At 32.6% G+C, this 26,130-nt stretch carries 37 protein-coding genes; 32 read left to right on the top strand and 5 right to left on the bottom strand.

Annotation, left to right across the window (positions count from 1 at the left end; genetic code table 11):
* On the top strand, nt 1-485 hold a 485-nt coding region (locus Q0352_RS03845; RefSeq protein WP_299523909.1), incomplete at its 5' end, for a hypothetical protein.
* Nucleotides 486-953: 468 nt separating this feature from the next.
* Here Q0352_RS03845 and Q0352_RS03850 read toward each other — a convergent pair.
* The 5 genes from Q0352_RS03850 to Q0352_RS03870 all read right to left on the bottom strand — a co-directional run bounded on the left by Q0352_RS03850 (nt 954) and on the right by Q0352_RS03870 (nt 9,537).
* Nucleotides 954-2,141, bottom strand: a complete 1,188-nt coding sequence (locus Q0352_RS03850; RefSeq protein WP_299523912.1) for a hypothetical protein — start codon at nt 2,139-2,141, stop codon at nt 954-956.
* An 11-nt stretch (nt 2,142-2,152) separates the two neighbouring features.
* Complete coding sequence (locus Q0352_RS03855) at nt 2,153-3,007, bottom strand: hypothetical protein (protein ID WP_299523915.1); 855 nt, start codon at nt 3,005-3,007, stop codon at nt 2,153-2,155.
* Between the two features lie 27 nt (nt 3,008-3,034).
* Complete coding sequence (locus tag Q0352_RS03860; protein ID WP_299523918.1) at nt 3,035-4,462, bottom strand: SusD/RagB family nutrient-binding outer membrane lipoprotein; 1,428 nt, start codon at nt 4,460-4,462, stop codon at nt 3,035-3,037.
* Between the two features lie 27 nt (nt 4,463-4,489).
* Nucleotides 4,490-7,618, bottom strand: a complete 3,129-nt coding sequence (locus tag Q0352_RS03865) for a SusC/RagA family TonB-linked outer membrane protein (protein WP_299523921.1) — start codon at nt 7,616-7,618, stop codon at nt 4,490-4,492.
* A 230-nt stretch (nt 7,619-7,848) separates the two neighbouring features.
* Nucleotides 7,849-9,537, bottom strand: coding sequence for a hypothetical protein (locus Q0352_RS03870; protein WP_299523924.1), 1,689 nt, complete (start codon nt 9,535-9,537; stop codon nt 7,849-7,851).
* A gap of 162 nt (nt 9,538-9,699) precedes the next feature.
* On the opposite strand from Q0352_RS03870, the gene rpsL reads away from it, so the two are divergent.
* From rpsL to Q0352_RS04025, 31 genes are all read left to right on the top strand, one after another.
* On the top strand, nt 9,700-10,074 hold the full coding sequence (rpsL, locus tag Q0352_RS03875) for a 30S ribosomal protein S12 (RefSeq protein ID WP_299523927.1): 375 nt from the start codon (nt 9,700-9,702) through the stop codon (nt 10,072-10,074).
* Nucleotides 10,075-10,098: 24 nt separating this feature from the next.
* Entirely contained in the window at nt 10,099-10,575 is a 477-nt protein-coding gene (rpsG, locus tag Q0352_RS03880; RefSeq protein ID WP_299523930.1) for a 30S ribosomal protein S7, read from the top strand.
* An 8-nt stretch (nt 10,576-10,583) separates the two neighbouring features.
* Nucleotides 10,584-12,701, top strand: coding sequence for an elongation factor G (gene fusA / locus Q0352_RS03885; RefSeq protein WP_299523933.1), 2,118 nt, complete (start codon nt 10,584-10,586; stop codon nt 12,699-12,701).
* A 17-nt stretch (nt 12,702-12,718) separates the two neighbouring features.
* Entirely contained in the window at nt 12,719-13,024 is a 306-nt protein-coding gene (gene rpsJ, locus Q0352_RS03890) for a 30S ribosomal protein S10 (RefSeq protein ID WP_089378517.1), read from the top strand.
* A gap of 139 nt (nt 13,025-13,163) precedes the next feature.
* Nucleotides 13,164-13,781: a 50S ribosomal protein L3 gene (gene rplC / locus Q0352_RS03895; RefSeq protein WP_299523944.1), complete on the top strand. Its 618-nt coding sequence runs from the start codon at nt 13,164-13,166 to the stop codon at nt 13,779-13,781.
* A complete protein-coding gene (gene rplD / locus Q0352_RS03900; protein ID WP_299523946.1) occupies nt 13,781-14,410 on the top strand; it encodes a 50S ribosomal protein L4 in 630 nt (209 codons plus the stop codon). Before rplC ends, rplD begins: the two co-directional genes overlap by 1 nt.
* Before the next feature lie 11 nt (nt 14,411-14,421).
* A complete protein-coding gene (gene rplW, locus Q0352_RS03905) occupies nt 14,422-14,712 on the top strand; it encodes a 50S ribosomal protein L23 (RefSeq protein ID WP_299523949.1) in 291 nt (96 codons plus the stop codon).
* Nucleotides 14,713-14,718: 6 nt separating this feature from the next.
* Nucleotides 14,719-15,543 (top strand): 50S ribosomal protein L2, encoded by an 825-nt coding sequence (gene rplB / locus Q0352_RS03910; protein ID WP_299523951.1) that lies wholly within the window; start codon nt 14,719-14,721, stop codon nt 15,541-15,543.
* A gap of 7 nt (nt 15,544-15,550) precedes the next feature.
* A complete protein-coding gene (gene rpsS / locus Q0352_RS03915) occupies nt 15,551-15,829 on the top strand; it encodes a 30S ribosomal protein S19 (protein WP_299523954.1) in 279 nt (92 codons plus the stop codon).
* 9 nt (nt 15,830-15,838) lie between these two features.
* Nucleotides 15,839-16,249: a 50S ribosomal protein L22 gene (gene rplV, locus Q0352_RS03920; RefSeq protein WP_299523957.1), complete on the top strand. Its 411-nt coding sequence runs from the start codon at nt 15,839-15,841 to the stop codon at nt 16,247-16,249.
* 5 nt (nt 16,250-16,254) lie between these two features.
* On the top strand, nt 16,255-16,983 hold the full coding sequence (gene rpsC / locus Q0352_RS03925) for a 30S ribosomal protein S3 (protein WP_299523960.1): 729 nt from the start codon (nt 16,255-16,257) through the stop codon (nt 16,981-16,983).
* Nucleotides 16,984-17,006: 23 nt separating this feature from the next.
* Complete coding sequence (rplP, locus tag Q0352_RS03930; RefSeq protein ID WP_299523963.1) at nt 17,007-17,435, top strand: 50S ribosomal protein L16; 429 nt, start codon at nt 17,007-17,009, stop codon at nt 17,433-17,435.
* Nucleotides 17,436-17,450: 15 nt separating this feature from the next.
* A complete protein-coding gene (rpmC, locus tag Q0352_RS03935; RefSeq protein WP_299523966.1) occupies nt 17,451-17,642 on the top strand; it encodes a 50S ribosomal protein L29 in 192 nt (63 codons plus the stop codon).
* A 15-nt stretch (nt 17,643-17,657) separates the two neighbouring features.
* Nucleotides 17,658-17,915: a 30S ribosomal protein S17 gene (rpsQ, locus tag Q0352_RS03940; protein ID WP_089380849.1), complete on the top strand. Its 258-nt coding sequence runs from the start codon at nt 17,658-17,660 to the stop codon at nt 17,913-17,915.
* 2 nt (nt 17,916-17,917) lie between these two features.
* The gene (rplN, locus tag Q0352_RS03945) at nt 17,918-18,289 is read left to right on the top strand and encodes a 50S ribosomal protein L14 (RefSeq protein WP_299523976.1); all 372 of its coding nucleotides are present in this window, start codon (nt 17,918-17,920) and stop codon (nt 18,287-18,289) included.
* Between the two features lie 14 nt (nt 18,290-18,303).
* A complete protein-coding gene (gene rplX, locus Q0352_RS03950; protein WP_299523980.1) occupies nt 18,304-18,609 on the top strand; it encodes a 50S ribosomal protein L24 in 306 nt (101 codons plus the stop codon).
* 2 nt (nt 18,610-18,611) lie between these two features.
* Nucleotides 18,612-19,163 (top strand): 50S ribosomal protein L5, encoded by a 552-nt coding sequence (gene rplE, locus Q0352_RS03955; RefSeq protein ID WP_299523983.1) that lies wholly within the window; start codon nt 18,612-18,614, stop codon nt 19,161-19,163.
* 3 nt (nt 19,164-19,166) lie between these two features.
* The gene (gene rpsN, locus Q0352_RS03960) at nt 19,167-19,436 is read left to right on the top strand and encodes a 30S ribosomal protein S14 (RefSeq protein WP_299523986.1); all 270 of its coding nucleotides are present in this window, start codon (nt 19,167-19,169) and stop codon (nt 19,434-19,436) included.
* A gap of 63 nt (nt 19,437-19,499) precedes the next feature.
* Nucleotides 19,500-19,898, top strand: a complete 399-nt coding sequence (gene rpsH / locus Q0352_RS03965; protein WP_299523989.1) for a 30S ribosomal protein S8 — start codon at nt 19,500-19,502, stop codon at nt 19,896-19,898.
* Between the two features lie 17 nt (nt 19,899-19,915).
* A complete protein-coding gene (rplF, locus tag Q0352_RS03970) occupies nt 19,916-20,461 on the top strand; it encodes a 50S ribosomal protein L6 (RefSeq protein ID WP_299523992.1) in 546 nt (181 codons plus the stop codon).
* Between the two features lie 11 nt (nt 20,462-20,472).
* On the top strand, nt 20,473-20,826 hold the full coding sequence (gene rplR, locus Q0352_RS03975) for a 50S ribosomal protein L18 (protein ID WP_299523995.1): 354 nt from the start codon (nt 20,473-20,475) through the stop codon (nt 20,824-20,826).
* Between the two features lie 6 nt (nt 20,827-20,832).
* Nucleotides 20,833-21,357, top strand: coding sequence for a 30S ribosomal protein S5 (gene rpsE / locus Q0352_RS03980; RefSeq protein ID WP_299523998.1), 525 nt, complete (start codon nt 20,833-20,835; stop codon nt 21,355-21,357).
* Nucleotides 21,358-21,368: 11 nt separating this feature from the next.
* Complete coding sequence (gene rpmD / locus Q0352_RS03985; RefSeq protein ID WP_299524001.1) at nt 21,369-21,551, top strand: 50S ribosomal protein L30; 183 nt, start codon at nt 21,369-21,371, stop codon at nt 21,549-21,551.
* A gap of 9 nt (nt 21,552-21,560) precedes the next feature.
* On the top strand, nt 21,561-22,013 hold the full coding sequence (rplO, locus tag Q0352_RS03990; protein WP_299524004.1) for a 50S ribosomal protein L15: 453 nt from the start codon (nt 21,561-21,563) through the stop codon (nt 22,011-22,013).
* Nucleotides 22,014-22,026: 13 nt separating this feature from the next.
* Nucleotides 22,027-23,361, top strand: coding sequence for a preprotein translocase subunit SecY (gene secY / locus Q0352_RS03995; RefSeq protein WP_299524008.1), 1,335 nt, complete (start codon nt 22,027-22,029; stop codon nt 23,359-23,361).
* Nucleotides 23,361-23,576, top strand: coding sequence for a translation initiation factor IF-1 (infA, locus tag Q0352_RS04000; protein WP_004568721.1), 216 nt, complete (start codon nt 23,361-23,363; stop codon nt 23,574-23,576). Before secY ends, infA begins: the two co-directional genes overlap by 1 nt.
* A 10-nt stretch (nt 23,577-23,586) precedes the next feature.
* Nucleotides 23,587-23,703, top strand: coding sequence for a type B 50S ribosomal protein L36 (gene ykgO, locus Q0352_RS04005; protein WP_081932050.1), 117 nt, complete (start codon nt 23,587-23,589; stop codon nt 23,701-23,703).
* Between the two features lie 2 nt (nt 23,704-23,705).
* Nucleotides 23,706-24,080: a 30S ribosomal protein S13 gene (gene rpsM, locus Q0352_RS04010; protein WP_299524012.1), complete on the top strand. Its 375-nt coding sequence runs from the start codon at nt 23,706-23,708 to the stop codon at nt 24,078-24,080.
* A 12-nt stretch (nt 24,081-24,092) separates the two neighbouring features.
* On the top strand, nt 24,093-24,482 hold the full coding sequence (rpsK, locus tag Q0352_RS04015) for a 30S ribosomal protein S11 (protein WP_299524015.1): 390 nt from the start codon (nt 24,093-24,095) through the stop codon (nt 24,480-24,482).
* 83 nt (nt 24,483-24,565) lie between these two features.
* The gene (rpsD, locus tag Q0352_RS04020) at nt 24,566-25,174 is read left to right on the top strand and encodes a 30S ribosomal protein S4 (RefSeq protein WP_299524019.1); all 609 of its coding nucleotides are present in this window, start codon (nt 24,566-24,568) and stop codon (nt 25,172-25,174) included.
* A 22-nt stretch (nt 25,175-25,196) separates the two neighbouring features.
* Nucleotides 25,197-26,130: DNA-directed RNA polymerase subunit alpha (locus tag Q0352_RS04025; protein ID WP_299524023.1), on the top strand; the 934-nt coding region annotated here is incomplete at its 3' end.

The raw sequence follows: 26,130 nt of genomic DNA on the forward strand, positions 1-26,130 counted from the left end.
ATGATGCTTATAAAGATCGTGTTTTAATTAAATATGCAGAAAATCTTGACGAAATTATTGAAATAACTGATAGAACTCTCACGGGATTTTCTATCTTAGAAGATAGTCAATTAAAACATGATTTTGTTAAACTTAATAGTAGTAATTTTAAAGGTGAAGCAACTGGTGGTTTTTATGAAATAGTTTTTAATCTACAAAAAACGAATTATTTTATTAAAAAGAATGCTAAAATAGTTTTTGATCCTAATAGAAGTAAAGGAAGTCAAACAGAGAATAATTTCCCTTTAGAATTTCAGGATAAAATCACCTATTATATTAAAAATGCGGATGGTTTATATACAAAAGTAAGGCTACGGAAAAAGGATATTATGCCTGTATTAGATAATCATTCAAAGAATTTAATGAGCTTTATAAAAGCAAAGAAAATTAATTTCAGTAAAGAAGATGATGTCATGAAGTTAGTTAACTATTATTATTCTTTATAGATAGTAATCTTTTATTTAAGTTAAATTACAAAAGACTTTAGTAATTTATTGCTGTAAAATAATAAAATTAATACTTAGCATCTTATTAAGTTGGTATTTATAGGATGTAACTTTAGAAAATTGCTTTTTAAATGTATAGTTTCAATACTATTTAATTTGAAGGATATTATAATCGCCATTGGTTTTACTAATGGAGATTATAAATTTTAAAGAGATATAACTTTCATCTAAACTGTATTTCAAAAGTCTGTCGACTTATTTTTAAGGGTTATAAATGTATTATTTATTTCATACATTAAATTAATAGTGAAGATTTAAAATTGAGTGTCATATAAATAGGATATGATATTTTGTTCTCCATCTACTACTTAGTATTGCTTTTAATTTGTAGATCTTTCTTAATTTGGAGCATAAAAAAACCATCAGCTTAGCTGATGGTTTTTAGTTTATTATTTAAATTTATTTAATTTAACCGCAAGGGTTTAAGTTATCAAATAAAGTTCCTGCTGGAATATTAGATCCAGACCATTGTGCGCCATAAACATATTCAGTTCCGTCAGGAGCTAAAATATATAAATGATGTTCTTCTTCCCAATCACCAGAAGTATATGTAATACTCATTGTTGCACCTGCAGGTACATCTAGATATAATTCAAATTGAGCACCACCACCATCATCAGCTGCATAATCAGTAGAAACTCCGTTGATAGTTACAGTAATATAAGCACCATCCCAACCATCTTGATAAACATCTTGCATATCAAAATACCATTCACCTTCAACATCTAAAGGAGGTTGTGTTTCTCCTACAGGAGTAATAGCGTAAGAAGCACCAGTTTTAGTAACTTCAGCGAGTACATAGTAAATACCATCACAAGTAGCTTCATTACTCATAGCTCCAGGGAAATCATATGATTCTCCATTAATTACACCAGCTTGATTAAATTCTATTCCAAAATCTAAAGTTCTAATGATTTCTTCATTAGCTTCATAAAATCCAGCTACTACATAATACGTACCGTCAGGTGTATCTCCATCTAAAACAAAAGTTTCAAAACTTCCTCCATCAGCTACTCCAATATCTCCTGCATTGTCAGGCGTAGATGATACAAATAATATCATATCAGCAAAAGCTGTTGCAGAAATTTCTTCACCAGCATCATCAGTTGCGATAGACATATCCCAATTCATATCAATTACTAAGTCTCCAGTAGTGTAATTTAAGATAGTAAATTCAGTGGTTACAGGTGTCAATGCAGCGTTTGCAGTAGTAATACCACCTATTTGTATTTGCAATGTTTCAGTATCTTCAATTAAATCATCATTCAGAATTGTAATACTACCACTTGCTGATAAATAACCAGCTGGTATCACAAGAGATGTTGTCATTTCATAATCATCAGCACTAGCAGTACCTCCAATTTGATCAACGTGTAATTTAACGTCTACTATTTGAGTTTCACTTAAAGTTACTGTATAAGTGTGCTCTGTATCATTCTCTATAAGTGTTGGATTTGTAAAACCCAATGCAATGGAGATGGTCGGAGATGAAGGAGTAGAAACACTCGCTCCAACTTGTTGATCTTCATCACAACTTATAATGATAGCTCCTAATGCAAAAAGCATTAAGACCTTTTTTATAATATTTATTTTCATTTTCTTAGTTTTTAGTTTATTTTAGTAAAAGTTGCTACACAAGTTGTAGGCACTCCAGAAAATTCTACAGAGTAAAATATCTTTAAGTCACCAGTTACACCATCAACAAAGCCAGGCTCTGTATTTGCAACAGCATTTGAGTAATAACCTTGTGCTAATTGTTGATCAGGTACAGTTAATTCCCCACAAACATCAGTGAAGTTAAAACCTTGATCAGGAGCAATTGATCCAACAGCCCATCTATAAATAGAAGTTGTTTTATAATATCCTGGACTTACCTCAGTAATTACTTCATTAGGGAAATTCACATTCCAACCGTTACTTGAAACCATTGTTAAGTTATAAGTTCCTGCTAAATCAGACGAACAGCTTACAGTTAAGCTATAAGTACCATCAGTTGGTCCAGCATATATTATAGAACCGTCAGTTTTAGTCATTTTTGTTCTAAATTTAATTACATCACCAATTCTTAAATCATTAGCTCCAATACCTAGACCATTAATAAATTGATCAATAGTTGTATAAACCAAACTAATTGGTAAAGTAGGAGTACTTGCCACAGAAACTTCAGCTCCACCATTTATAGATTTTAAAATTTCATAACTAGCAATTTCTGAACCACCTGACATTAAAAGCACTCCTAAATCTAGTTCTGTTGCAGCAAAAGCAATAGTAGCTGTCTCAAAATTTTGAGAAGAAGGAACTCCTAAAAGTTTCCCTGACGAGTTCGAATTTATTGCTACAATAGCACCACCTTCAACGGCAGTACCTGTTAAATAGTCATCTGTAGGAAAATCAGCATTATCATTACAAGAGTAAATGAATAATAATGAAACCGCTACAAACAGATTAAATATTTTTTTCATAATTATAAGTTTTTATATTAATTTGTCTTAATTCATCCACCAAACTGGTGTCGTTAATAAATCTGCTCCTTGGTTTGCAACCGCAGCATCATAATTAGCTTTGTTAATTGATCCTTCAGAAGTTGGATAATTGTAACGTGATGGAATTTCATTTAAATCTGCTTCTGCAGCAGCACTTAATGCTGGGTAACCAGTTCTTCTCCACTCATTCCAAGACTCTACTCCTTGTGAGAATAAAGCAACCCAGTTTTGACGACCTATTTGCTCTAAAGCGACAGCTTGATTAGATTGTAAAAACTTACCAGCTAAAAAAGCAGCTGCATCAGGTGCCGCAACTTCATTAAAATCTAAAGATGCAGTAATTGCTTCAACATAATAAGCATTTGCATCACCCGAAATATACCCTTTAGTAGCAGCTTCAGCCATTAAGAATTTTAATTCTGGGTTAGAGACAAAGAAACCAGGTAACTCAGGACGTAAATAAAAATCTCCTAAAGCTGATACATTTGTATAGTTATAATCATCATTAGGTACATCAGCATAACCAGAAGGTTTTCCTCTATATTCATCAGCGTCATTTAAACCAGCGTACACAGGTAATCTTGGATCTGCATCAAAAGCTAACCAATCAACCATTTCAGAATTTATTTTCCATTCACCTCTTGTTCCAAACACAATACTTTCATACAGTGGGTTTGAACTTGGGTCAGCACCTAAATATACTAGTTTTGCTTCTTCAGCATTGCTACTAAATAGATTACCAGCAGTTACTAAAGCTTGTAATTCAGAAGCTACACTCATTTTTCCAGAAGCTCTCATTAAAGCTCTAAATTTTAATGAACTTGCAAATTTTTTCCATAAGCCTGCGTCTCCACCATAAATAACATCATTAGTAGCATTGATAGATCCACCAGTGTCTAATAAAGCAATTGCATTGTCTAACATTGCAAAAATACCAGCATAAACATCAGCTTGTGTATCATAGGCAGGTGCTATATTTCCTTCATCAGCAGTAATAGCTTCAGAAAATGGAATATCACCATATACATCTGTTAAAAATGCATATCCATAGGCTTGTAGCGTTAAAGCAACCCCCATCATATTATTATTACCTTCAGCTTCAGCTATATTGTACATAGCATCTGCATCAGCAATAACTACAGCGTACCATGTATTCCAAACACCTGATATTACACCTTGTCTAGGAATGTATCTTTCCTCATCATTGTACTGCACTTTTGAAAATTGTTGAGACCAACAAGCTCCCATATCACCACCTATAAAGGTACTGTAGTTACTGTTTTGAGCAGCTCTAGCAATCCCAGGTATCAGCAAGTCAGCTGGTACTGCTAATGGATTGTTAGGATCTTGATTTATCTCTTCAAAATCACTGTCACAACCAACTGATACCAGTAGGCTGAAGAAGAGAATTGTTATAATTTTAAATCGTTTCATATTTTTAATATTTTAGAATTGTTAAGGTTATAGTTTTAATTGTAAATTAAAACCAATACTTCTTGCAGATGGTAACTGTCCAAACTCTTGACCTTGAGTTCCGTTATCATCGCTGAAAGAAGATTCAGGATCAATATGTGGCGCGTTTTTATGTAAAATTAATAAGTTACGACCCACTAAAGAGAAATTGATATTGGTAAATAATGTTTTCTCAATTAATTGTTTTGGTAATTTGTAAGTTAACATTACTTGTCTTAATTTTACGTAAGAAGCGTCAAAAACTGAACTTTCAACAATACTATTAGAGTAAGCTCTTTTATTGTAATCTTCAGCAGATCTAACCACGTTGTTAGCTACGTATACACCACCATCAAGCATTACACCATCACCAATAATACCAGTCTCTCTACCAAATATCGTTTCTTCTAGTACCCCAGCGTATCTACCCCAAGAAGTTGTCATTGTATAAATGTCACCTCCAATTTTAGCATCAACCAAAGTGTTTAAACTAAAGTTTTTATAGCTAAATGTAAAGTTAGCACCACCAGTCCAATCAGGAGTAATATTACCTAATACTTTAGTTCCTGATGCAATTTTTGGTAATCCATTTTCAAATACGATTTCTCCACCTTGTCTTTCAAAGTAAGAACCTACAATATCACCATATGAATGACCTTCTCTTGCTTCTAATGTCATAGACCATTGGCCACCTAACACTAAAGACTCTAAACCTCCTAATGAAACAACTTCGTTGGTGTTTTTAGCAAAGTTTAAATCTAAATCAAATTTAAAGTCACCTTTTTCAACAAGTGTAGCTCCCAATTGTAATTCAAAACCTTTGTTATTCATTTCACCAACATTTTGTACGGCATTTGTATAACCAGAAGCAGCAGTTACTTGAACTGGTACAACTAAGTCAGTACTTGTTTGGTCATAGTATGTAGCATTAAAACGAAGTTTATCGCTAAACATTCTAACGTCTATTCCAAATTCAGTACCTGTGGTAGATTCAGATTTAATTGTTGGATTGTTTAAAGTACCTGGTAAAAAGGCAACAGAATTACCACCCCAAGTTTCAGTTGATAATGCATATGTTGGAACTAATTGATATGGGCTTAAAGCTCCAATACCTCCAACTTCTGACCATCCACCTCTTAATTTTAAGAAAGATAAAACATCAGATTTTATATCAACCATATCAGTAACTACAGCAGAAGCTGTTACAGATGGGTAGAAGAAATTATTATTGTCTTTTGGTAATAAACTAGACCAGTCATTTCTTGCAGAAAATTCTAAGAATAAGTAGTTTTTATAAGAAAATTTACCAAAACCAAATAAACTATTAATTTTTTGCTCAGAAAATGAATTAGAAACTACCCAGCTACTTCCTGCTGCTAAGTTACTAACATTGTATAAGCCCGGTAATTGCAATTGAGGAACACCTGTAAAAGCTAACTCTGCTTTTCTATACATAGCGTTTCCACCAGCACTAATTTCAAAAGCTAAATCATCAGTTAACTTCGTATTATAAGATACAATTACTTCTGAATTGTTTTCAATATACGTACGGTTAGTTTCTGAGTAATAACCATTAGGAGCATTGTTACTTCCAAAGGCTTGTCTGAAATTTTGTCTTGAATTCCAGAAGTTAGTTCCTACTTTACCACTAATATTAAAACGATCATTAATCGCATAATTTAAAGCAATATTTCCAACAACTCTATCTTTAGCATATTCTCTTGTATTTGTATCTAACACCCAGTATGGGTTGTTTTGAAACACTGTATTCCAGTTTGTTGGAGTACCTTCAGCAGCAGTTCCTACTGGAGCTAATGGTAGATTTCTCCAATCCTTTAAAGCAGCAAAATCAACGTTTCTACCAGACCAAATCATTTGTTGTACTGGATTTTCATTGTTGTAACCTTGTGTTACAAAGTTATCACTTTTTGAACGTGCATAATTAAAATCAATTGAAGTCGTAAATTTATCAGACATTGTATATGTAGATGAACCACTTACAGAAAATCTTCTAAGGTCAGTATTTGGAACCATACCAGTTTGATCCATAGATCCAACAGATAATCTGTACCCAATATTTTCTGCACCACCAGTAAATGAAATACTGTTATTTAAAGTTACACCTGTATCGTAAAAATCTTTAATGTTATCAGGTTTAGAAACCCAAGGAAGTGGTGCACCACCAACAGTATAAGAATTCCATTGTACAAACTCTAAACCAACATCTAAAGGAGGTCCCCAACTTTCATCAACTCCACCAGAACCAGTTGAACCATCAACCCATTCAAAGAAATAAGGATTACTTCCTTGTCCATAAGAATTTTGAAAATCTGGCATTAATAAAGGATCTTCGACAGACATAGTGCTGTTAAATGTAATACCTAAACCTTGTCCTTTTTTACCTGTTTTTGTTTTAATTTGAATTACACCATTTGCAGCTCTTACACCATAAAGTGCAGCAGCAGCAGGTCCTTTAAGAACAGAAATAGATTCAATATCATCAGCGTTAATATCTGAAATACCATTTGGCATATCAGCACCACCACTAGAATTTGAGTTTCCATAGTTACCACTTTCTAAAGGCACACCATTAACCACATATAATGGTTGGTTGTTACCTGTAATAGAAGAAGCTCCCCTAAGTACAACTCTTGAAGAAGAACCAACGGCACCTGAACTGTTTGTAATTTGTACCCCTGCAATTTTACCTGACAAAGAGTTTACAATGTTACTTTCACGGGCAGCTGTCATTTCATCACCGCCAACCTGTTGAACGGCAAAAGTAGCAGATCGTTTTTCAACTTTTCTACCAAAACCAGTTACCACAACTTCTTCTAATGCTTCGGCATCTTCTTTCATCGAAACATTAATAATGTTAGATGCGCCAACTGTTTTTCCAACTGTTTGCATACCCATAAAGCTGAATTGCAATACATCGCCAACATTGGCTTTCATGGAATAGTTACCATCAAAATCTGTTTGTGTACCTACATTGGCACCTTTAATTAGAACTGTTACTCCAGGTAGAGGCCCACTTGCGTCGGCTACGTTACCCGTAACAGTTTTTTCTTGTGCAAATGTGATTTGCACCATAAACGCTAATAGAAGCGTTAAAAAACCATTAAACTTTGTTTTCATTATATAATTATTTGAATTAATTATGTCAAAAATCTTAATAATTTGTTAATAAACCAAACTTTTTAGTGTTAAAGTCTTAAAATATGTTAAATTTTAAAGGTATATAGTGTCTAACCCGCATGTTATTTCAAGATTTCATAAAAAGTGTTTATAAAACTCATTAAAATGTTAATGACCTATTAATATAGATGTAGATTGTTTAATATAGTTGCGTGTTTCTATAATTTAATCTAAAAGGGATATGTTATTTTAATGTGCACTTTGGAATTATTTAAGTTAAATGTAGATTCATCTATTTTGCCAATGGCATAACTTATATTTACAATACTATAATTTGTATTGAAATAATAACCTAAACCAATTCCGAAGAGTGTTGAAGTTGAATTAGTGCTATTATCATTTAATAAAGCAACATCAGTTATAGAATAAATATGTGTTGTTTGGTTTATGGCATAATGGTACTCAATGTTGGTTACAGAATATTTTGAAGTAAAAATGCTTTGTTCGTCAAAACCTCTGATAGAATTTGCGCCACCAATTCTAAATAATTCATTTTGTAATAAATTTGCGGCATTTAATAATTCATTGGTGCTTTTTATATAAATAGAATGTTGCATATTTAATGCTAAAGTACATTCAGTAAAAAAACGAAGCTTATCTTGATGGGTTTTGTCAGTGAGAGTTGTTCTATTTCCTGTTAAATAGCCTGCAGTTGCTAAAAAAGCAGGTTTGCTTGTTTGTAAGTTATTATTAAGCATTCTGTAAGTATAAGATAGCCCTATAAATGAATTTTTAAATTCAGAGAATGCTATTGAAGTATTTTGTAATGAATTTAAGTTTGAACTTTCATTATTAAGCAGTGCGTTTACAGAATGGTTGCTATTAATATTGTAATTAATATTTAATTGCGATTTAGTATTTACATAAGTAGAATCTTGTTTTAAAATTGAAAAATCCCCAGAAGTACTAAATGGTGTATTAAAAATATAAGGTGTTCTAAACTCTAAATTTAAAGTTTGTGTATTACTTCCGTTATTTTTCCAATTAAAGCCAAAAGTTTCTCCTTTATTAAAAATATTATTGAGTGTTAAATCTAAATAACCATTAAATATTAATTTGTTGTTAGTTGCGTCATTTGAAAAACCAATAATACCATCAAAAATACTCGTTGCTTTCTTTTTTAAATATAAAAATAATGCAGTAGAGTCTTTAGTAAATAGTACTTCAGGTTTTTTTAGTTGCGTTGTAAAAGGAATTGTATTTATTCTTTTATCTAAATTATTTAAGGTTGTTAAATTAAAAGTTGAATTTGTTTCTAAATTAAGATGATGACGTACATATTTTTTTGGAAACTCATCATAACCTTTTATGATTACGGCATTAATCTTTCTTTCTTCTGTGATAACTAATTTGAGCTCTGCAATTAGTTTATTTCCTTCTTGCTGTATATTAATTAGTGAAGCATTTGTAAATGAAGCGCCTTTGTTTTCAAAATAGGTTACAATGCTATTTAAGGCGAACTCAATTTTATTTGTGGTTATTTCAAAGTAGGAAGCTGTGTAATTAGCAGATATTTTATTTAATATATTATTGCTAATGTTTTTATTAGAATACTTTATTAAAATTGTGTCAATTTTTTTGTTAAGCGTATAGGTATAATGATAGATGGAGTCTTTTTTGTTAAGTAAATAACTATTATTTATATAGCCTAAGAATGCTAATTTTTTGGAAATTAGAATAGTTTCTTCTTGAATGCTCTTTTCTGTAGTGTGCTCTTTATTATATGTTATGGATGTTAATACTGAATTGTTAGTACTGTCTTTCGCTGAAACTAGTAATTCAAAATTTTGAGCATTCAATGAAGCAAATGAAATACTAAATAATAAGTTGTAAAATAAGTGCTTAAAAACGGCTTTCAAATCATTAATTTATAAGATGTGAATATACAAGATATTTTTTGTGAAAAATGATTTAAAAATAAAATAAAAATCATATTTGATTAAGAAAAAAATATTTGTACATTTGCAAACTCTTTGAAAAGAGCTAATTAATTAAAAAGTAATAAATAACAAGATTTTAGTATGCCAACAATTTCGCAATTAGTACGAAAAGGAAGAACCAAAATAACTAAGAAGAGTAAATCGGCTGCTTTAAATTCATGTCCTCAAAGAAGAGGTGTATGTACACGTGTTTATACTACAACGCCAAAAAAACCAAACTCAGCAATGCGTAAAGTAGCAAGGGTAAGGTTAACAAATGGTAATGAAGTAAATGCTTACATCCCTGGAGAAGGTCATAATTTACAAGAGCACTCGATAGTATTAGTTAGAGGTGGAAGGGTTAAAGATTTACCAGGAGTTAGGTATCATATTGTTCGTGGAGCATTAGATACTGCAGGTGTTGCAGGAAGAACGCAACGTCGCTCTAAATATGGTACAAAAGCACCAAAAAAGTAATTTTAAAAACTTTAATGTAAAGACATGAGAAAAAGAGCAGCGAAAAAAAGACCGCTTTTACCGGATCCAAAATTTAACGATCAGTTAGTAACACGTTTTGTGAATAACTTAATGTGGGATGGTAAAAAGTCTACAGCTTTCAAAGTATTCTATGATGCATTAGACATTGTAGAACAGAAAAAACAAGACGAAGAAAAAACATCATTAGAAATTTGGAAAGATGCATTAAGCAATGTAATGCCACAAGTTGAGGTCCGTAGCCGAAGAGTTGGAGGGGCAACATTTCAAATTCCACAGCAAATTAGACCAGACCGTAAGGTGTCTATTGCAATCAAATGGTTGATTTCATATTCAAGAAAACGTAATGAAAAATCAATGGCTCAGCGTTTAGCTGGTGAAGTATTAGCTGCTGCAAAAGAAGAAGGTGCTGCTGTTAAGAAAAGAATTGATGTTCATAAAATGGCTGATGCTAATAAAGCATTCTCTCACCTTAGATTTTAATAAATAGAATGGCAAGAGATTTAAAATATACAAGAAATATAGGAATTGCTGCTCATATTGATGCTGGTAAAACAACATGTACAGAGCGTATCCTTTATTACACAGGTGTTTCACATAAAATTGGAGAAGTGCACGATGGTGCTGCGACAATGGACTGGATGGAGCAAGAGCAAGAAAGAGGTATTACAATTACTTCTGCTGCTACAACTTGTGAGTGGATATTTCCAAAAGAAAATGGAGAGCCTACTGCTGAAGCAAAAGGTTATCACTTTAATATAATTGATACTCCAGGTCACGTAGACTTTACTGTAGAGGTAAATCGTTCTTTACGTGTGTTGGATGGATTGGTTTTCTTATTTAGTGCAGTGGATGGTGTTGAACCACAATCTGAAACTAACTGGAGATTAGCTGATAACTACAAAGTGCCAAGAATTGGTTTCGTTAATAAAATGGACCGTCAAGGAGCTAACTTTTTAGAGGTTTGTCAACAAGTTAAAGAAATGTTAGGTTCTAATGCAGTCCCTATTGTTATGAATATTGGTGATGAAGAAAACTTTAAAGGGATTATTGATTTAGTTAAGAATCGTGCAATTGTTTGGCATGATGAAACACTAGGTGCAACTTTTGATGTTATTGAAATTCCAGAAGAACTAAAAGCAGAAGCAAGAGAATTACGTGGTAAATTAATTGAAGAGGTTGCTGCTTATGATGAAAATCTTTTAGAAAAATATATGGAAGATGAAGATTCTATTACTGAAGATGAAGTGCATGCTGCGCTTCGTGCTGCTGTAATGGATATGTCTATTATTCCTATGATTTGTGGTTCTGCTTTTAAAAATAAAGGAGTACAGTTTTTATTAGATGCTGTTTGTCGTTATTTACCTTCACCAACAGATAAAGAAGGTGTAATTGGTATAAATCCAAATACAGAAAAAGAAGAAATTCGTAAGCCAAATGTAAAGGAGCCGTTTGCTGCTTTGGCTTTTAAAATTGCTACAGATCCATTTGTTGGTCGTTTAGCTTTCTTTAGAGCATATTCTGGGCGTTTAGATGCTGGTTCATATATATTGAATACTCGTTCTGGTAAAAAAGAACGTATTTCACGTATTTATCAAATGCATGCGAATAAACAAAACGCTATCGATTATATTGAAGCAGGTGATATTGGAGCTGGTGTTGGATTTAAAGACATTAGAACAGGAGATACAATGTGTGATGAAAAACACCCAATTGTATTAGAATCTATGGATTTTCCAGATCCTGTAATTGGTATTGCTGTTGAACCTAAAACAAAAGCAGATGTTGATAAATTAGGAATGGCTCTTGCTAAATTAGCTGAGGAAGATCCTACATTTACTGCTAAAACTGATGAAGCTTCTGGGCAAACAATTATTTCGGGAATGGGTGAATTACACTTAGAAATTATTGTAGATCGTTTAAAACGTGAATTCAAAGTTGAAGTAAACGAAGGTCAACCTCAAGTTGAGTATAAAGAAGCGATTACTAGTGAAACTAGACATCGTGAATCATACAAAAAACAATCTGGTGGACGTGGTAAATTTGCGGATATTGTATTTATTATGAGTCCAGCGGATGATGATAAACCAGGATTGACATTTATAAATTCTATTAAAGGTGGTAATGTTCCAAAAGAATTTGTCCCTTCAATTGAAAAAGGATTCAAAATGGCTATGAAAAACGGTCCTTTAGCGGGATACGAAATGGATAGTTTAAAAGTTGAGTTAGTTGATGGTTCATTCCACGCAGTAGATTCAGATCAATTATCATTCGAATTGGCAGCAAAATTAGGATATAAGTCAGCATCGAAAGCATGTAAGCCAGTTATTCTAGAGCCAATTATGAAAATTGATGTAGTAACTCCAGAAATAAATATGGGAGATATTGTAGGTGATTTAAATAGAAGAAGAGGGCAGGTAACTGCAATGGATGATAGAGCTGGTGCAAAAGTTGTAAAAGCAACAGTGCCTTTATCAGAAATGTTTGGTTATGTTACTACATTAAGAACATTGTCATCAGGTAGAGCTACTTCATCAATGGAATTTTCTCATTATGAAGCAACACCTAGCAATATTGCAGAAGAAGTAATCGCAAAAGTTAAAGGATAATCTCTAAATTATAAACGATGAGTCAAAAAATTAGAATAAAATTAAAATCGTACGATTACAATTTAGTAGATAAATCTGCTGAGAAAATCGTAAAAACGGTAAAAAGCACAGGAGCAGTTGTAAACGGACCAATTCCATTACCAACACATAAAAAGATTTTCACAGTTTTACGTTCACCACACGTAAATAAAAAATCTAGAGAGCAATTCCAATTAAGTTCTTACAAAAGATTATTAGACATTTATAGTTCATCATCAAAAACTATTGATGCTTTAATGAAGTTAGAATTACCAAGTGGAGTTGAAGTAGAAATTAAAGTTTAATTTCTAAGTTGCTGAGCAAAGTCGAAGCATACATGTCCTAAGCGGTTGTCAAGGGAAAAACGAAAATACATTCAGGGTTGAAGTATTTTTGACCCTGTTTTTTTTAAATAAAAATAAATAATAATTAAATTAAGTTAAAATGTCTGGGTTAATAGGAAGAAAAATCGGAATGACCAGCTTATTCGACGAAAACGGGAAAAACATTCCTTGTACAGTAGTCGAAGCAGGTCCATGCGTTATCACCCAAGTCAGAACTGATGAAGTAGACGGTTATACGGCACTTCAATTAGGTTTCGATGACAAGAAGGCAAAAAGCTCTAATAAAGCTTTAGATGGTCACTTTAAAAAAGCGGGGACCACTGCCAAGAAAAAAGTTATCGAATTCCAAGGTTTTGATGGTGAGCACAAATTAGGAGATCAACTAACAGTTGAAATTTTTGCTGAAGGAGATTTTGTTGATGTATCAGCAAATTCAAAAGGTAAAGGATTTCAAGGTGTTGTAAAACGTCACGGTTTTGCCGGTGTAGGTCAAGCGACCCACGGTCAACATAACCGTTTAAGAGCTCCAGGTTCAATTGGTGCTGCATCTTATCCAGCTAGAGTATTCAAAGGAATGCGTATGGCAGGTAGAATGGGAGGAAATAAAGTTACAGTTCAAAATTTAAGAGTTTTAAAAGTAGTTCCAGAAAAGAATTTACTTGTGATTAAGGGAGCAATTCCTGGTCATACTAACGCTTATGTAATCATTCAGAAATAATGAAAGTAGCAGTTTTAGACATACAAGGAAAAGATACAGGAAGAAAAGTTGAACTTTCTGACACTGTATATGGAATTGAGCCAAATAAACACGCGGTATATTTAGATGTAAAGCAATATTTGGCAAATAAAAGACAAGGAACTAGCAAATCTAAAGAAAGAGCTGAAATTTCTGGAAGTACTAGAAAGATCAAGAAACAAAAAGGAACAGGAACAGCTCGTGCAGGTAGTATAAAATCTGGTGTTTTTAGAGGTGGAGGAAGAATTTTTGGCCCTAGACCACAAGATCATTCTTTTAAATTGAATAAAAATTTAAAAAGATTAGCTCGTAAATCGGCATTTAGTATTCAAGCAAAAGAGAACAATATTATAGTTGTAGAAGACTTCAATTTTGAATCTCCAAAAACAAAATACTTTACTGAAGTTTTAGCAGCTTTTGATCTAGTAAACAAAAAATCTTTATTTGTGTTTGCTGAACCAAATAATAATGTATATTTGTCATCGCGCAATTTGAAACGCTCAAAAACCACAACTAATTCAGGTTTAAGCACTTACGAATTGTTGAATGTAAATAAAATAATTCTTCTAGAAAGTTCTTTAGAAGGAATTGAGTCTAACTTAAGTAAATAGGTACCAGAGTAATGAATATTTTAATTAAACCTATTATAACGGAAAAAGCAACAAAGGATAGCGAATTATTTAATCGTTATGCGTTTGTTGTGAATAAAAAAGCTAACAAGCTTGAAATTAAAAATGCTGTAGCGAAAGCTTACGGTGTTGAAATTGAAAGTGTTAAAACTATGAACTACCCAGTTCAGCGTAATACTAAATTCACTAAAAGTGGAATGGTACACGCTATGAAGGGTGCTTACAAAAAAGCAATTGTTCAGTTAGCAGAAGGAGAGAATATTGATTTTTATAGCAATATATAATAAAAAATGTCAGTTAGAAAATTAAAACCAGTAACACCAGGTCAGCGTTTTAGAGTAGTAAATGGGTTCGACACCATAACTACTGATAAGCCGGAGAAAAGTTTACTTGCTCCGAATAAAAGATCTGGAGGTCGAAACAACACAGGGAAAATGACAATGCGCTACATTGGTGGTGGTCATAAAAAGAAATATCGTATTATCGATTTTAAAAGAGATAAGAATGGTATCCCTGCATCAGTAAAATCTATAGAATACGATCCAAACCGTACAGCATTTATTGCTTTGTTAGCATATGTTGATGGTGAGAAGAGATATATTATCGCACAAAATGGATTAAAGGTTGGACAAAAAGTAATTTCAGGTGAAGGAGCTACTCCGGATATTGGAAATATGTTATTGTTAAGCCAAATTCCATTGGGAACAACCATTTCTTGTATTGAGTTACATCCTGGTCAAGGAGCTGTTTTAGCTCGTAGCGCAGGATCATTTGCTCAATTAATGGCAAGAGATGGAAAATACGCAACTATTAAATTACCATCAGGTGAAACAAGATTGATTCTTGTGACTTGTAGTGCTGTAATAGGTGTAGTGTCTAATTCAGATCATCAATTGTTAGTATCAGGTAAAGCTGGTAGATCTAGATGGTTAGGAAGAAGACCTAGAACAAGACCTGTAGTGATGAACCCTGTTGATCACCCAATGGGTGGTGGAGAAGGTAAATCTTCAGGTGGTCACCCAAGATCTAGAAATGGAATACCTGCTAAAGGATTCAAAACAAGATCTAAGACCAAGGCGAGTAATAAATATATTATAGAACGTAGAAAAAAATAATTGATATATGGCACGTTCATTAAAAAAAGGACCTTACGTTTTTCGTAAACTAGATAAGAAAGTTCAAACAAATGTAGAATCTGGAAGCAAATCAGTAATTAAAACGTGGTCTAGAGCCTCTACGATTACACCAGATTTTGTAGGACAAACAATTGCTGTTCACAACGGACGTCAGTTTGTACCAGTTTATGTAACAGAAAACATGGTAGGGCATAAATTAGGAGAATTTTCACCAACACGTTCTTACAGAGGACACGGTGGTGCAAAAAACAAAGGAAAAAAATAGTAGGAAATCATGGGAGTTCGTAAAAAATTAAGAGCACAACAGATAAAAGAGGAGAAAAAGCAAATAGCTTTTGCTAAGCTTACAGGTTGTCCTACATCACCAAGAAAAATGCGTTTAGTTGCTGATTTGATTAGAGGAGTAGAAGTTGAAAAAGCTTTGCAAATCTTAAAATTCAATGTAAAAGAAGCATCAATTAATCTTGAAAAATTATTATTGAGTGCTATTGCAAATTGGCAAGCAAAAAATGAAGGTTCAAGTATTGAAGAAGCTGGGTTATTTGTTCAGTCAGTATTTGTAGACAGCGCAGGAATGTTAAAAAGATTAAGACCAGCACCTCAAGGGCGCGCACATCGTATTAGAAAACGTTCTAATCATGTAACATTAATCTTAGGAAGTAAAAACGTTAGCAAACAATCATAAGTAGTATGGGACAAAAAACAAATCCAATAGGAAATCGTTTAGGAATTATCAGAGGATGGGATTCTAACTGGTATGGAGGAAGAAACTACGGCGATAAGATTGCTGAAGATTATAAAATAAGAGAGTATATAAATGCTCGTTTATCAAAAGCAAGTGTTTCAACAGTAATTATTGAGCGTACACTTAAACTTGTAACCGTTACTATCACTACTGCTAGACCTGGTATTATTATTGGGAAAGGTGGTCAAGAGGTAGACAAGTTAAAAGAAGAGCTTAAAAAAATTACAGGCAAAGAAGTTCAGATCAACATTTTTGAAATTAAACGTCCAGAATTAGACGCAAAACTTGTAGGTGCTAGTATAGCTCGTCAAATTGAGAGCAGAATCTCATACAGAAGAGCAATTAAAATGGCAATTGCAGCTACAATGCGTATGAATGCTGAGGGGATTAAAGTACAAATTTCAGGACGTTTAAATGGTGCTGAAATGGCACGATCAGAACATTATAAAGATGGAAGAATTCCTCTTTCTACTTTTAGAGCTGATATTGATTATGCACTTGTTGAAGCTCATACTACATACGGACGTTTAGGCGTAAAAGTATGGATTATGAAAGGCGAGGTATATGGTAAAAGAGAATTGTCACCACTAGTTGGTCTTTCCAAAAAACAAGGAAAAGGCGGTAATGATAGAGGTGGAAATTCAAAGAGACCACAACCACGTAGAAGAAAATAATTTTTTAAAATTTAGAATTTAAAATGTTACAGCCAAAGAGAGTTAAATATCGTAAAGTACAGAAGGGTAAAGGGAACATGAATGGAAATTCTCAAAGAGGGCACCAACTTTCAAATGGAATGTTTGGTATCAAATCTTTAGAACAAGACTTACTTACTTCTCGTCAAATCGAAGCAGCACGTATTGCAGCAACTCGTCATATGAAAAGAGAAGGTCAATTATGGATTAAAATATTTCCAGATAAGCCAATTACTAAAAAACCATTAGAAGTACGTATGGGTAAAGGTAAAGGTGCACCAGAATATTTTGTAGCCGTAGTTAAACCTGGAAGAATTATGTTTGAAGTAGGTGGAGTACCTGCTCACGTAGCAAAAGAAGCTTTACGTTTAGCAGCACAAAAGTTGCCTGTTAAAACGAAACTTGTTGTAGCTAGAGATTTTGATAACGCTTAATAAACGATTAAGAAAATGAAACAATCTGAAATTATAGGATTATCAACAGAAGAGTTACAAGAAAAACTTGGAAGTTTAAAGAAAAGTTATACTGATCTGAAAATGGCTCACGCAATTTCACCATTGGAAACACCAATGCAATTGAGAGCACTTAGAAGAACTGTTGCACGTGTTGCTACAGAATTAACTAAAAGAGAATTACAATAATTGTATTCAGTAAAGATGGAAAAAAGAAATCTTAGAAAAGAGAGAATAGGTATAGTTTCTAGTAATAAAATGGAGAAATCTATTGTTGTTGCTGAAGTTAAAAAAGTGAAACACCCTATGTACGGTAAATTCGTGTTAAGCACAAAGAAATATGTTGCACACGATGAGACAAATGATTGCAATATTGGAGATACTGTTAGAATAATGGAAACACGTCCAATGAGTAAATCTAAACGTTGGAGATTAGTAGAAATCCTAGAAAGAGCTAAATAATTATGTTACAGACAGAATCAAGATTAAGAGTAGCTGATAATACTGGAGCTAAAGAAGTTTTAGTTATCCGAGTTTTAGGAGGAACTAGAAAACGTTATGCATCAATTGGTGATAAAATTGTTGTATCTATTAAGGATGCTACACCAAATGGATCAGTAAAGAAAGGTCAAGTAGCTAAAGCTGTAGTTGTTAGAACGAAGAAAGAAATTAGAAGAAAAGATGGATCTTATATAAGATTTGATGATAATGCTTGTGTATTATTAGACGCTACTTCTGGTGAAATGAAAGGGACTCGTGTATTCGGTCCTGTTGCAAGAGAACTTCGTGAAAAACAATTTATGAAAATTGTATCATTAGCACCTGAAGTGCTTTAATAAAATATTATACGATGAAGTTAAAGATCAAATCAGGAGATAATGTTAGAGTTATGGCAGGAGACCATAAAGGAGAAGAAGGGAAAGTAGTTCTTATTTTTCCAAGTAAAAACAGAGCAATTGTTGAAGGTGTCAATATGGTATCTAAACATACAAAACCTAGCGCGCAAAACCCTCAAGGTGGTATTGTAAAAAAGGAAGCTACTATTCATATTTCAAACTTAATGTTGCTAGAAGATGGTGAAGTAACTAAAGTTGGATATAGAATGGAAGCTGACAAGAAAGTTAGAGTTTCTAAAAAAACGAATAAAGCAATTTAGTTATGACTTATATACCAAGACTAAAAGAAGAGTATAAGAATAGAATAATTGGTGCTCTTACGGAAGAATTCAGTTATAAAAATGTAATGCAAGTTCCTAAATTACAAAAAATTGTAATTAGTAAAGGAGTTGGTGCTGCTGTAGCTGATAAGAAATTAATTGATTATGCTGTTGACGAATTAACAAAAATTTCAGGTCAACATGCTATATCAACGATATCTAAGAAAGATGTTGCAGCTTTTAAATTACGTAAAGGTGTACCAATTGGTGCAAAAGTAACTTTACGTGGTGTAAAAATGTACGAATTTTTAGATAGATTGGTTACTGCATCTTTACCTCGTGTAAGGGACTTTAACGGAATCAAAGCAAATGGTTTTGATGGAAGAGGAAATTACAACCTAGGTATTACTGAACAAATCATCTATCCAGAAATAGATATTGATAAGGTAAACAAAATAGGCGGTATGGATATTACATTTGTAACATCTGCTCAAACTGATAAAGAAGCAAAATCATTATTAAGTGAATTAGGTTTACCATTTAAAAAGAATTAAGGAATGGCTAAAGAATCAATGAAAGCCCGCGAGGTTAAAAGACAAAAGGTAGTTGCAAAGTATGCTGAAAGACGTAAAGCTTTAAAAGAAGCTGGAGATTATGATGCATTACAAAAATTACCAAAAAATGCATCTCCAGTACGTTTACACAATCGTTGTAAATTAACAGGAAGGCCAAAAGGGTATATTAGACAATTTGGAATTTCACGTGTTACATTTCGTGAAATGGCAAATCAAGGTTTAATACCAGGAGTAAGAAAAGCCAGTTGGTAAAAAATTTTAACTGGTTTTAGGTTCAATAATAATATTGAAAACCAAAACCGCAAATTAATAAATATGATTACAGATCCAATCGCAGATTATCTGACAAGAGTTAGAAATGCTATAATGGCAGGTCACAGAGTTGTTGAAATACCAGCATCTAAAGTTAAGAAAGAAATAACTAAGATTTTATTTGATCAAGGTTATATACTAAGCTATAAGTTTGAAGATGAAAGTGTTCAAGGAACTATTAAAATAGCTTTGAAATATGATAAAGCAACAAAAGCTTCAGTTATAAAGAAATTACAGCGTGTAAGTACACCTGGAGTTCGTAAATATGTAGGTGCTAATGAAATACCTCGTGTTTTAAACGGATTAGGGATAGCAATTGTTTCAACATCTCACGGTGTTATGACAGGTAAAAAAGCTAAGCTAGAGCATGTTGGTGGAGAAGTTTTATGTTACGTATATTAATAAAGAACTAAGTAAAGATGTCAAGAATAGGAAATAATCCAATTACTTTACCAGCAGGTATTACATTCGATATTAAAGAGAATGTAATTACTGTAAAAGGTAAGTTGGGAGAGTTATCTCAAGAAATAAAAGACGATATTACAGTTAAAGTTGAAGAAGGGAAAATTATAGTAGAACGCCCATCTGATAGTAAAAGCCATAAAGCAAAACATGGTTTATACAGAGCTTTATTGAATAATATGATTGTTGGAGTTTCTGAAGGATGGACTAAAGAATTAGAACTTGTTGGTGTTGGATATAGAGCCAGTAACCAAGGACAAGTGTTAGATTTAGCTTTAGGTTTTTCTCATAATATAGTTTTAGATATAGCTCCAGAAGTTATTGTAGAAGCTATCTCAGAGAAAGGAAAAAACCCAAGAGTAAAATTAACTTCATTTGATAAACAATTAGTAGGAGCTGTTGCGGCTAAGATTCGTTCTTTCCGTCCGCCAGAACCATACAAAGGAAAAGGAGTTAAATTTGTAGGAGAAATTTTAAGAAGAAAAGCAGGTAAATCTGCATAATTAATTATATTATGGCATTATCAAAGCTTCAAAGAAGGCAAAGAATTAAGCATAGAATCAGAAAGGTTATTTTTGGTACAGCTACTAAACCGAGATTATCGGTATTTAGAAGCAACAAAGAAATTTATGCTCAATTAGTAGATGATAACACAGGTACTACTATTGTATCAGTATCATCTAGAAATAAGGAAATAGAATCAGTCGGTTCAAAAACAGACATTGCAAAATTAGTAGGTAAAACTATCGCTGAAAAAGTAATGAGTGCTGGGATTGAGTCAGTTGCATTTGATAGAAATGGATTTTTGTATCACGGTAGAGTAAAAGCTCTAGCAGACTCTGCAAGAGAAGCAGGTTTAAAATTTTAATATATTATGTATCACAAATACAAAAACGTAGAAAGAGTTAAGCCTAGTGGGTTAGAACTACAAGATCATTTAGTTGGTGTTAATAGAGTTACTAAAGTAACAAAAGGTGGTAGAGCATTTGGTTTTTCAGCTATTGTTGTAGTAGGAGACGGAAATGGAGTTGTTGGACAAGGATTAGGTAAATCTAAAGATGTAGCATCTGCAATTGCAAAAGCTATTGAAGATGCTAAGAAAAACTTAGTTAGAATTCCAATTATTAAGCAAACATTACCTCACGAACAAAAAGGTAAATATGGTGGAGCAAGAGTGTTTTTAAAACCAGCTTCACACGGTACCGGAGTTATTGCTGGTGGTGCTGTTCGTTCCGTACTTGAGTCAGTTGGTGTACATGATGTACTTTCGAAATCTCAAGGATCATCAAATCCACACAATGTTGTAAAAGCTACATTTGATGCTTTATTACAACTTAGAAGTGCAAGTATGATTGCTCAAGAAAGAGGAATCTCTTTAGATAAAGTTTTTAACGGATAAAAAGAGGAACGATGACAAAAATAAGAGTAACACAAGTTAAAAGTAAAATTAGACGTCCTCAAAATCAAAAAAGAACTTTGGATGCTTTGGGTTTACGCAAGATGAATCAAGTTGTAGAACATGAAGCTACTCCAAGTATTATTGGGATGGTAAATACTGTTAAACACTTAGTTTCTGTTGAAGAAATTAAATAAAATAAAGAGATGACATTAAATAACTTACAACCTGCTAAAGGATCGGTTAAAACTCAAGGAAAACGAATTGGTAGAGGTCAAGGTTCTGGTAAAGGAGGTACTGCTACAAGAGGTCACAAAGGGGCTAAGTCTCGTTCAGGATACTCTAGAAAAATCGGTTTCGAAGGTGGTCAAATGCCTTTGCAAAGACGTGTACCTAAATTTGGTTTTACTAATATTAATCGTAAAGAATATGTTGGTATAAACTTACATAAACTTCAAGAATTAGTTGATAATAATAAAATTACTGATACAGTAACATTTGATATATTACTTGAAAATGGCGTAGTTCATAAAAATGATCTAGTAAAAATATTAGGTGATGGAGAATTAAAAGCCAAACTTAACGTAACTGTTCATAAATTTACTGCTACTGCAAAAGCTGCAATTGAAAAAGCTGGAGGTTCAGCTGAAACGGTATAATAATTATTTATAGATGAAAAAATTAATTCAAACCATTAAAGACATTTGGAGTATAGAGGAACTTAGAAATAAGATTCTATTAACACTTGGATTTATGGCAATTTATCGTTTTGCGGCACAGGTGCCACTTCCAGGTATTGATATTACAGTTGCACAAGCTGCACTTGCAAATCAAACAAGTGGAGGAGGGATATTAGGATTACTTGATATGTTTACAGGAGGAGCATTTTCACAAGCTTCTATTGTTGCTTTAGGTATTATGCCATATATCTCAGCTTCTATTGTAGTGCAATTAATGGGAATTGCGGTTCCTTATTTACAAAAACTACAAAAAGACGGTGAAAGTGGTAGAAAAAAAATAAATCAAATTACTCGTTGGTTAACAATAGCAATTACTATGGTTCAAGGACCTGCGTATATTACTAATATATATCAATTAATTCCTTCTGAAGCTTTCTATATAAGTGGAAGTATGTTTTGGTTATCATCTATGGTGATATTAACAGCCGGAACAATTTTCGCAATGTGGTTAGGTGAAAAAATTACAGATAAAGGAATTGGTAATGGTATATCATTATTAATTATGATTGGTATTATTGCACGTTTCCCTTCATCATTTATTCAAGAGGTGGTTTCAAAAGTAACAGCTTCTAATGGAGGAATGATTATGATTTTAATAGAAGTTATAGTTTGGTTACTTGTAATTTTAGTATGTGTTTATTTAGTAACAGCAGTTCGTAGAATTGCTGTACAATATGCCAGAAAAACAGTTGCAGGTAATATTAAAAGTGTAGCTGGTTCAAGAGATTATATTCCACTAAAATTAAATTCATCAGGTGTTATGCCTATCATATTTGCTCAGGCTATTATGTTTGCACCCGCATTAATGGCAGGGTCAGATAATGATACTGTAAAATCTATTGGAATAGAATTTTCTAATATGTTTGGTTTATGGTATAACTTGTTATTTGCATTTTTAATTATAATATTTAGTTATTTTTACACTGCAATTACCATTCCTACCAATAAAATGGCTGATGACTTAAAAAGAAGCGGTGGATTTATACCAGGGATTAGACCAGGAAAAGATACAGGTGAAATGTTAGATAGAATTTTATCTTTAATTACGTTTCCAGGATCTATTTTCTTAGCTTTAGTTGCAATTTTGCCTTCTATTGTTATTAATTTTGGACTAACGCAATCTTGGGCATTATTTTATGGTGGTACATCGTTATTAATTATGGTTGGTGTGGCAATAGATACAATACAACAAATTAATTCTCATTTATTAAATCGTCATTATGATGGATTAATGAAAAAGGGAACTAAAAGAAAATCAGTAGCATAATGGCAAAACAATCAGCCATACAACAAGACGGAACGATTACAGAAGCATTGTCAAATGCGATGTTTCGTGTAGAGTTGGAAAATGGACATATTGTAACAGCACATATATCTGGAAAAATGCGTATGCATTATATTAAATTATTACCAGGTGATAAAGTGAAGTTAGAAATGAGCCCTTATGATTTATCAAAAGCAAGAATTACTTACAGATATTAAAGTATAAACGATGAAAGTTAGAACATCAGTAAAAAAGAGAAGTGCCGAGTGCAAGATTGTGCGTAGAAAAGGCAGATTATATGTAATCAATAAAAAGAATCCTAGATTTAAACAAAGACAAGGATAGATATGGCAAGAATAGCAGGTATTGATATTCCAAAAAATAAAAGAGGTGTTATTGCATTAACATATATTTTTGGAATCGGAAAAAGCAGAGCTAAAGAAATTTTAGCGACTGCAAAAGTTGATGAAAGCACAAAAGTTCAAGATTGGACTGATGATGAAATTCACGAGATTAGAGAACAAGTAGGAGACTACACTATTGAAGGTGAATTACGTTCTGAAACACAAATTAGCATTAAGCGATTAATGGATATTGGGTGTTACAGAGGTATACGTCATAGATCAGGATTACCTTTAAGAGGTCAAAGAACCAAAAACAATTCTAGAACTAGAAAAGGTAAGAGAAAAACTGTAGCTAACAAGAAAAAAGCAACTAAATAATAACTAAATATTATGGCGAAAGTAAGCACTAAAACTAAAAAACGTAAAGTTATTGTTGAGGCAGTTGGTGAAGCACATATTACAGCTTCATTTAACAATATTATTATATCATTAACTAATAAAAAGGGAGATGTAATTTCTTGGTCATCGGCTGGGAAAATGGGCTTTAGAGGCTCTAAAAAGAATACTCCTTATGCTGCTCAATTAGCTGCTGAAGATTGTGCGAAAGTTGCACATGAAGCAGGTATGAGAAAAGTAAAAGTTTATGTTAAAGGACCAGGTAACGGAAGAGAATCAGCAATTAGATCAATTCACAATTTAGGAATTGAAGTTTCTGAAATCATTGATGTTACACCTGCACCACATAATGGTTGTAGACCTCCAAAAAGAAGAAGAGTATAATTTAATTAATTTTTAACCGATGGGAATTTAGATTATCGAAGGATAAGCCTTAATTCATAATCCCTATCAATCAAATAATAGAAATGGCAAGATATACAGGACCAAAAACTAAAATTGCCCGTAAATTCGGAGAAGCAATTTTTGGAGAAGATAAATCTTTTGAAAAAAGAAATTATCCTCCAGGACAACACGGAGCTAATAAGCGTAGAGGAAAAAAATCTGAATACGCAATACAGTTGTCTGAAAAGCAAAAAGCAAAATACACTTATGGTATTTTAGAAAAACAATTCTCAAATATTTTTAAAAAGGCATCTGCTTCAACAGGAGTAACAGGTGAAATTTTATTACAACTTTGTGAATCTCGTTTAGATAATGTAGTATTTAGATTAGGTGTTGCACCTAGCCGTAGTGCTGCTCGTCAACTAGTTTCTCACCGTCATATTACTGTAAATGGTGAGTTAGTAAACATTCCTTCATATTCTTTAAACGCAGGCGATGTTGTAGCGGTTAGAGAAAAATCAAAATCATTAGCTACTATCGATAATTCGTTAGCTTCTAGAAAAAATGATGTTTATGAATGGCTTACTTGGAATTCAGAAACTAAACAAGGTAATTTTGTGAGTGTTCCTGAAAGAATTCAAATTCCAGAAAATATTAAGGAACAATTAATAGTGGAGTTATACTCTAAATAATTTTAAAGATACCAATTCAATTATGGCAATTTTAAATTTTCAAAAACCCGATAAAGTAATTATGATTGACTCTACCGATTTTAATGGTAGATTCGAATTTAGACCTTTAGAACCAGGATTTGGTTTAACTGTAGGTAATGCTTTAAGAAGAGTACTTTTATCTTCATTAGAGGGTTTTGCAATAACATCACTTCGTATTGAGGGTATTGAACACGAATTTTCAACAATAACAGGTGTTGTTGAAGATGTAACTGAAATTATTTTGAACTTAAAACAAGTTCGTTTTAAGAAACAAATAGAAGATTCAGATAGAGAAACTGTAAATATTTCAGTTACAAATCAAGATCAGTTAACAGCAGGAGATTTACAAAAATATATTTCAGGGTTTCAAGTTTTAAACCATGATTTAGTTATTTGTAATATGGAAAAATCTGTTAAACTTGATTTTGAATTATCAATTGAGAAAGGTAGAGGTTTTGTACCAGCTGAAGAAAATAAAAAACCAGGAGTAGCATTAGGAACAATTTTTACAGATTCAATTTTTACACCAATTAAAAATGTAAAATATGCTGTTGAAAATTTCCGTGTTGAGCAAAAGACTGATTACGAAAAATTAGTATTTGATATCACTACGGATGGTTCTATTTCACCTAAAGATGCTTTAACTGAAGCTGCTAAAATATTAATCCATCACTTTATGTTATTCTCTGATGAGCGTATTACATTAGAAGCTGATGAGATTGCACAAACTGAAACATACGATGAAGAATCATTACATATGCGTCAGTTATTAAAAACAAAATTAGTGGATATGGATTTATCTGTAAGAGCACTAAATTGTTTAAAAGCAGCAGAGGTAGATACTTTAGGAGACTTGGTATCATTTAATAAAAATGACTTGATGAAGTTCCGTAACTTTGGTAAAAAATCTTTAACTGAATTAGATGAATTAGTTC

Origin of the sequence: uncultured Lutibacter sp. (genome assembly GCF_937891065.1) — a bacterium.
Classification (GTDB): Bacteria; Bacteroidota; Bacteroidia; order Flavobacteriales; family Flavobacteriaceae; genus Lutibacter.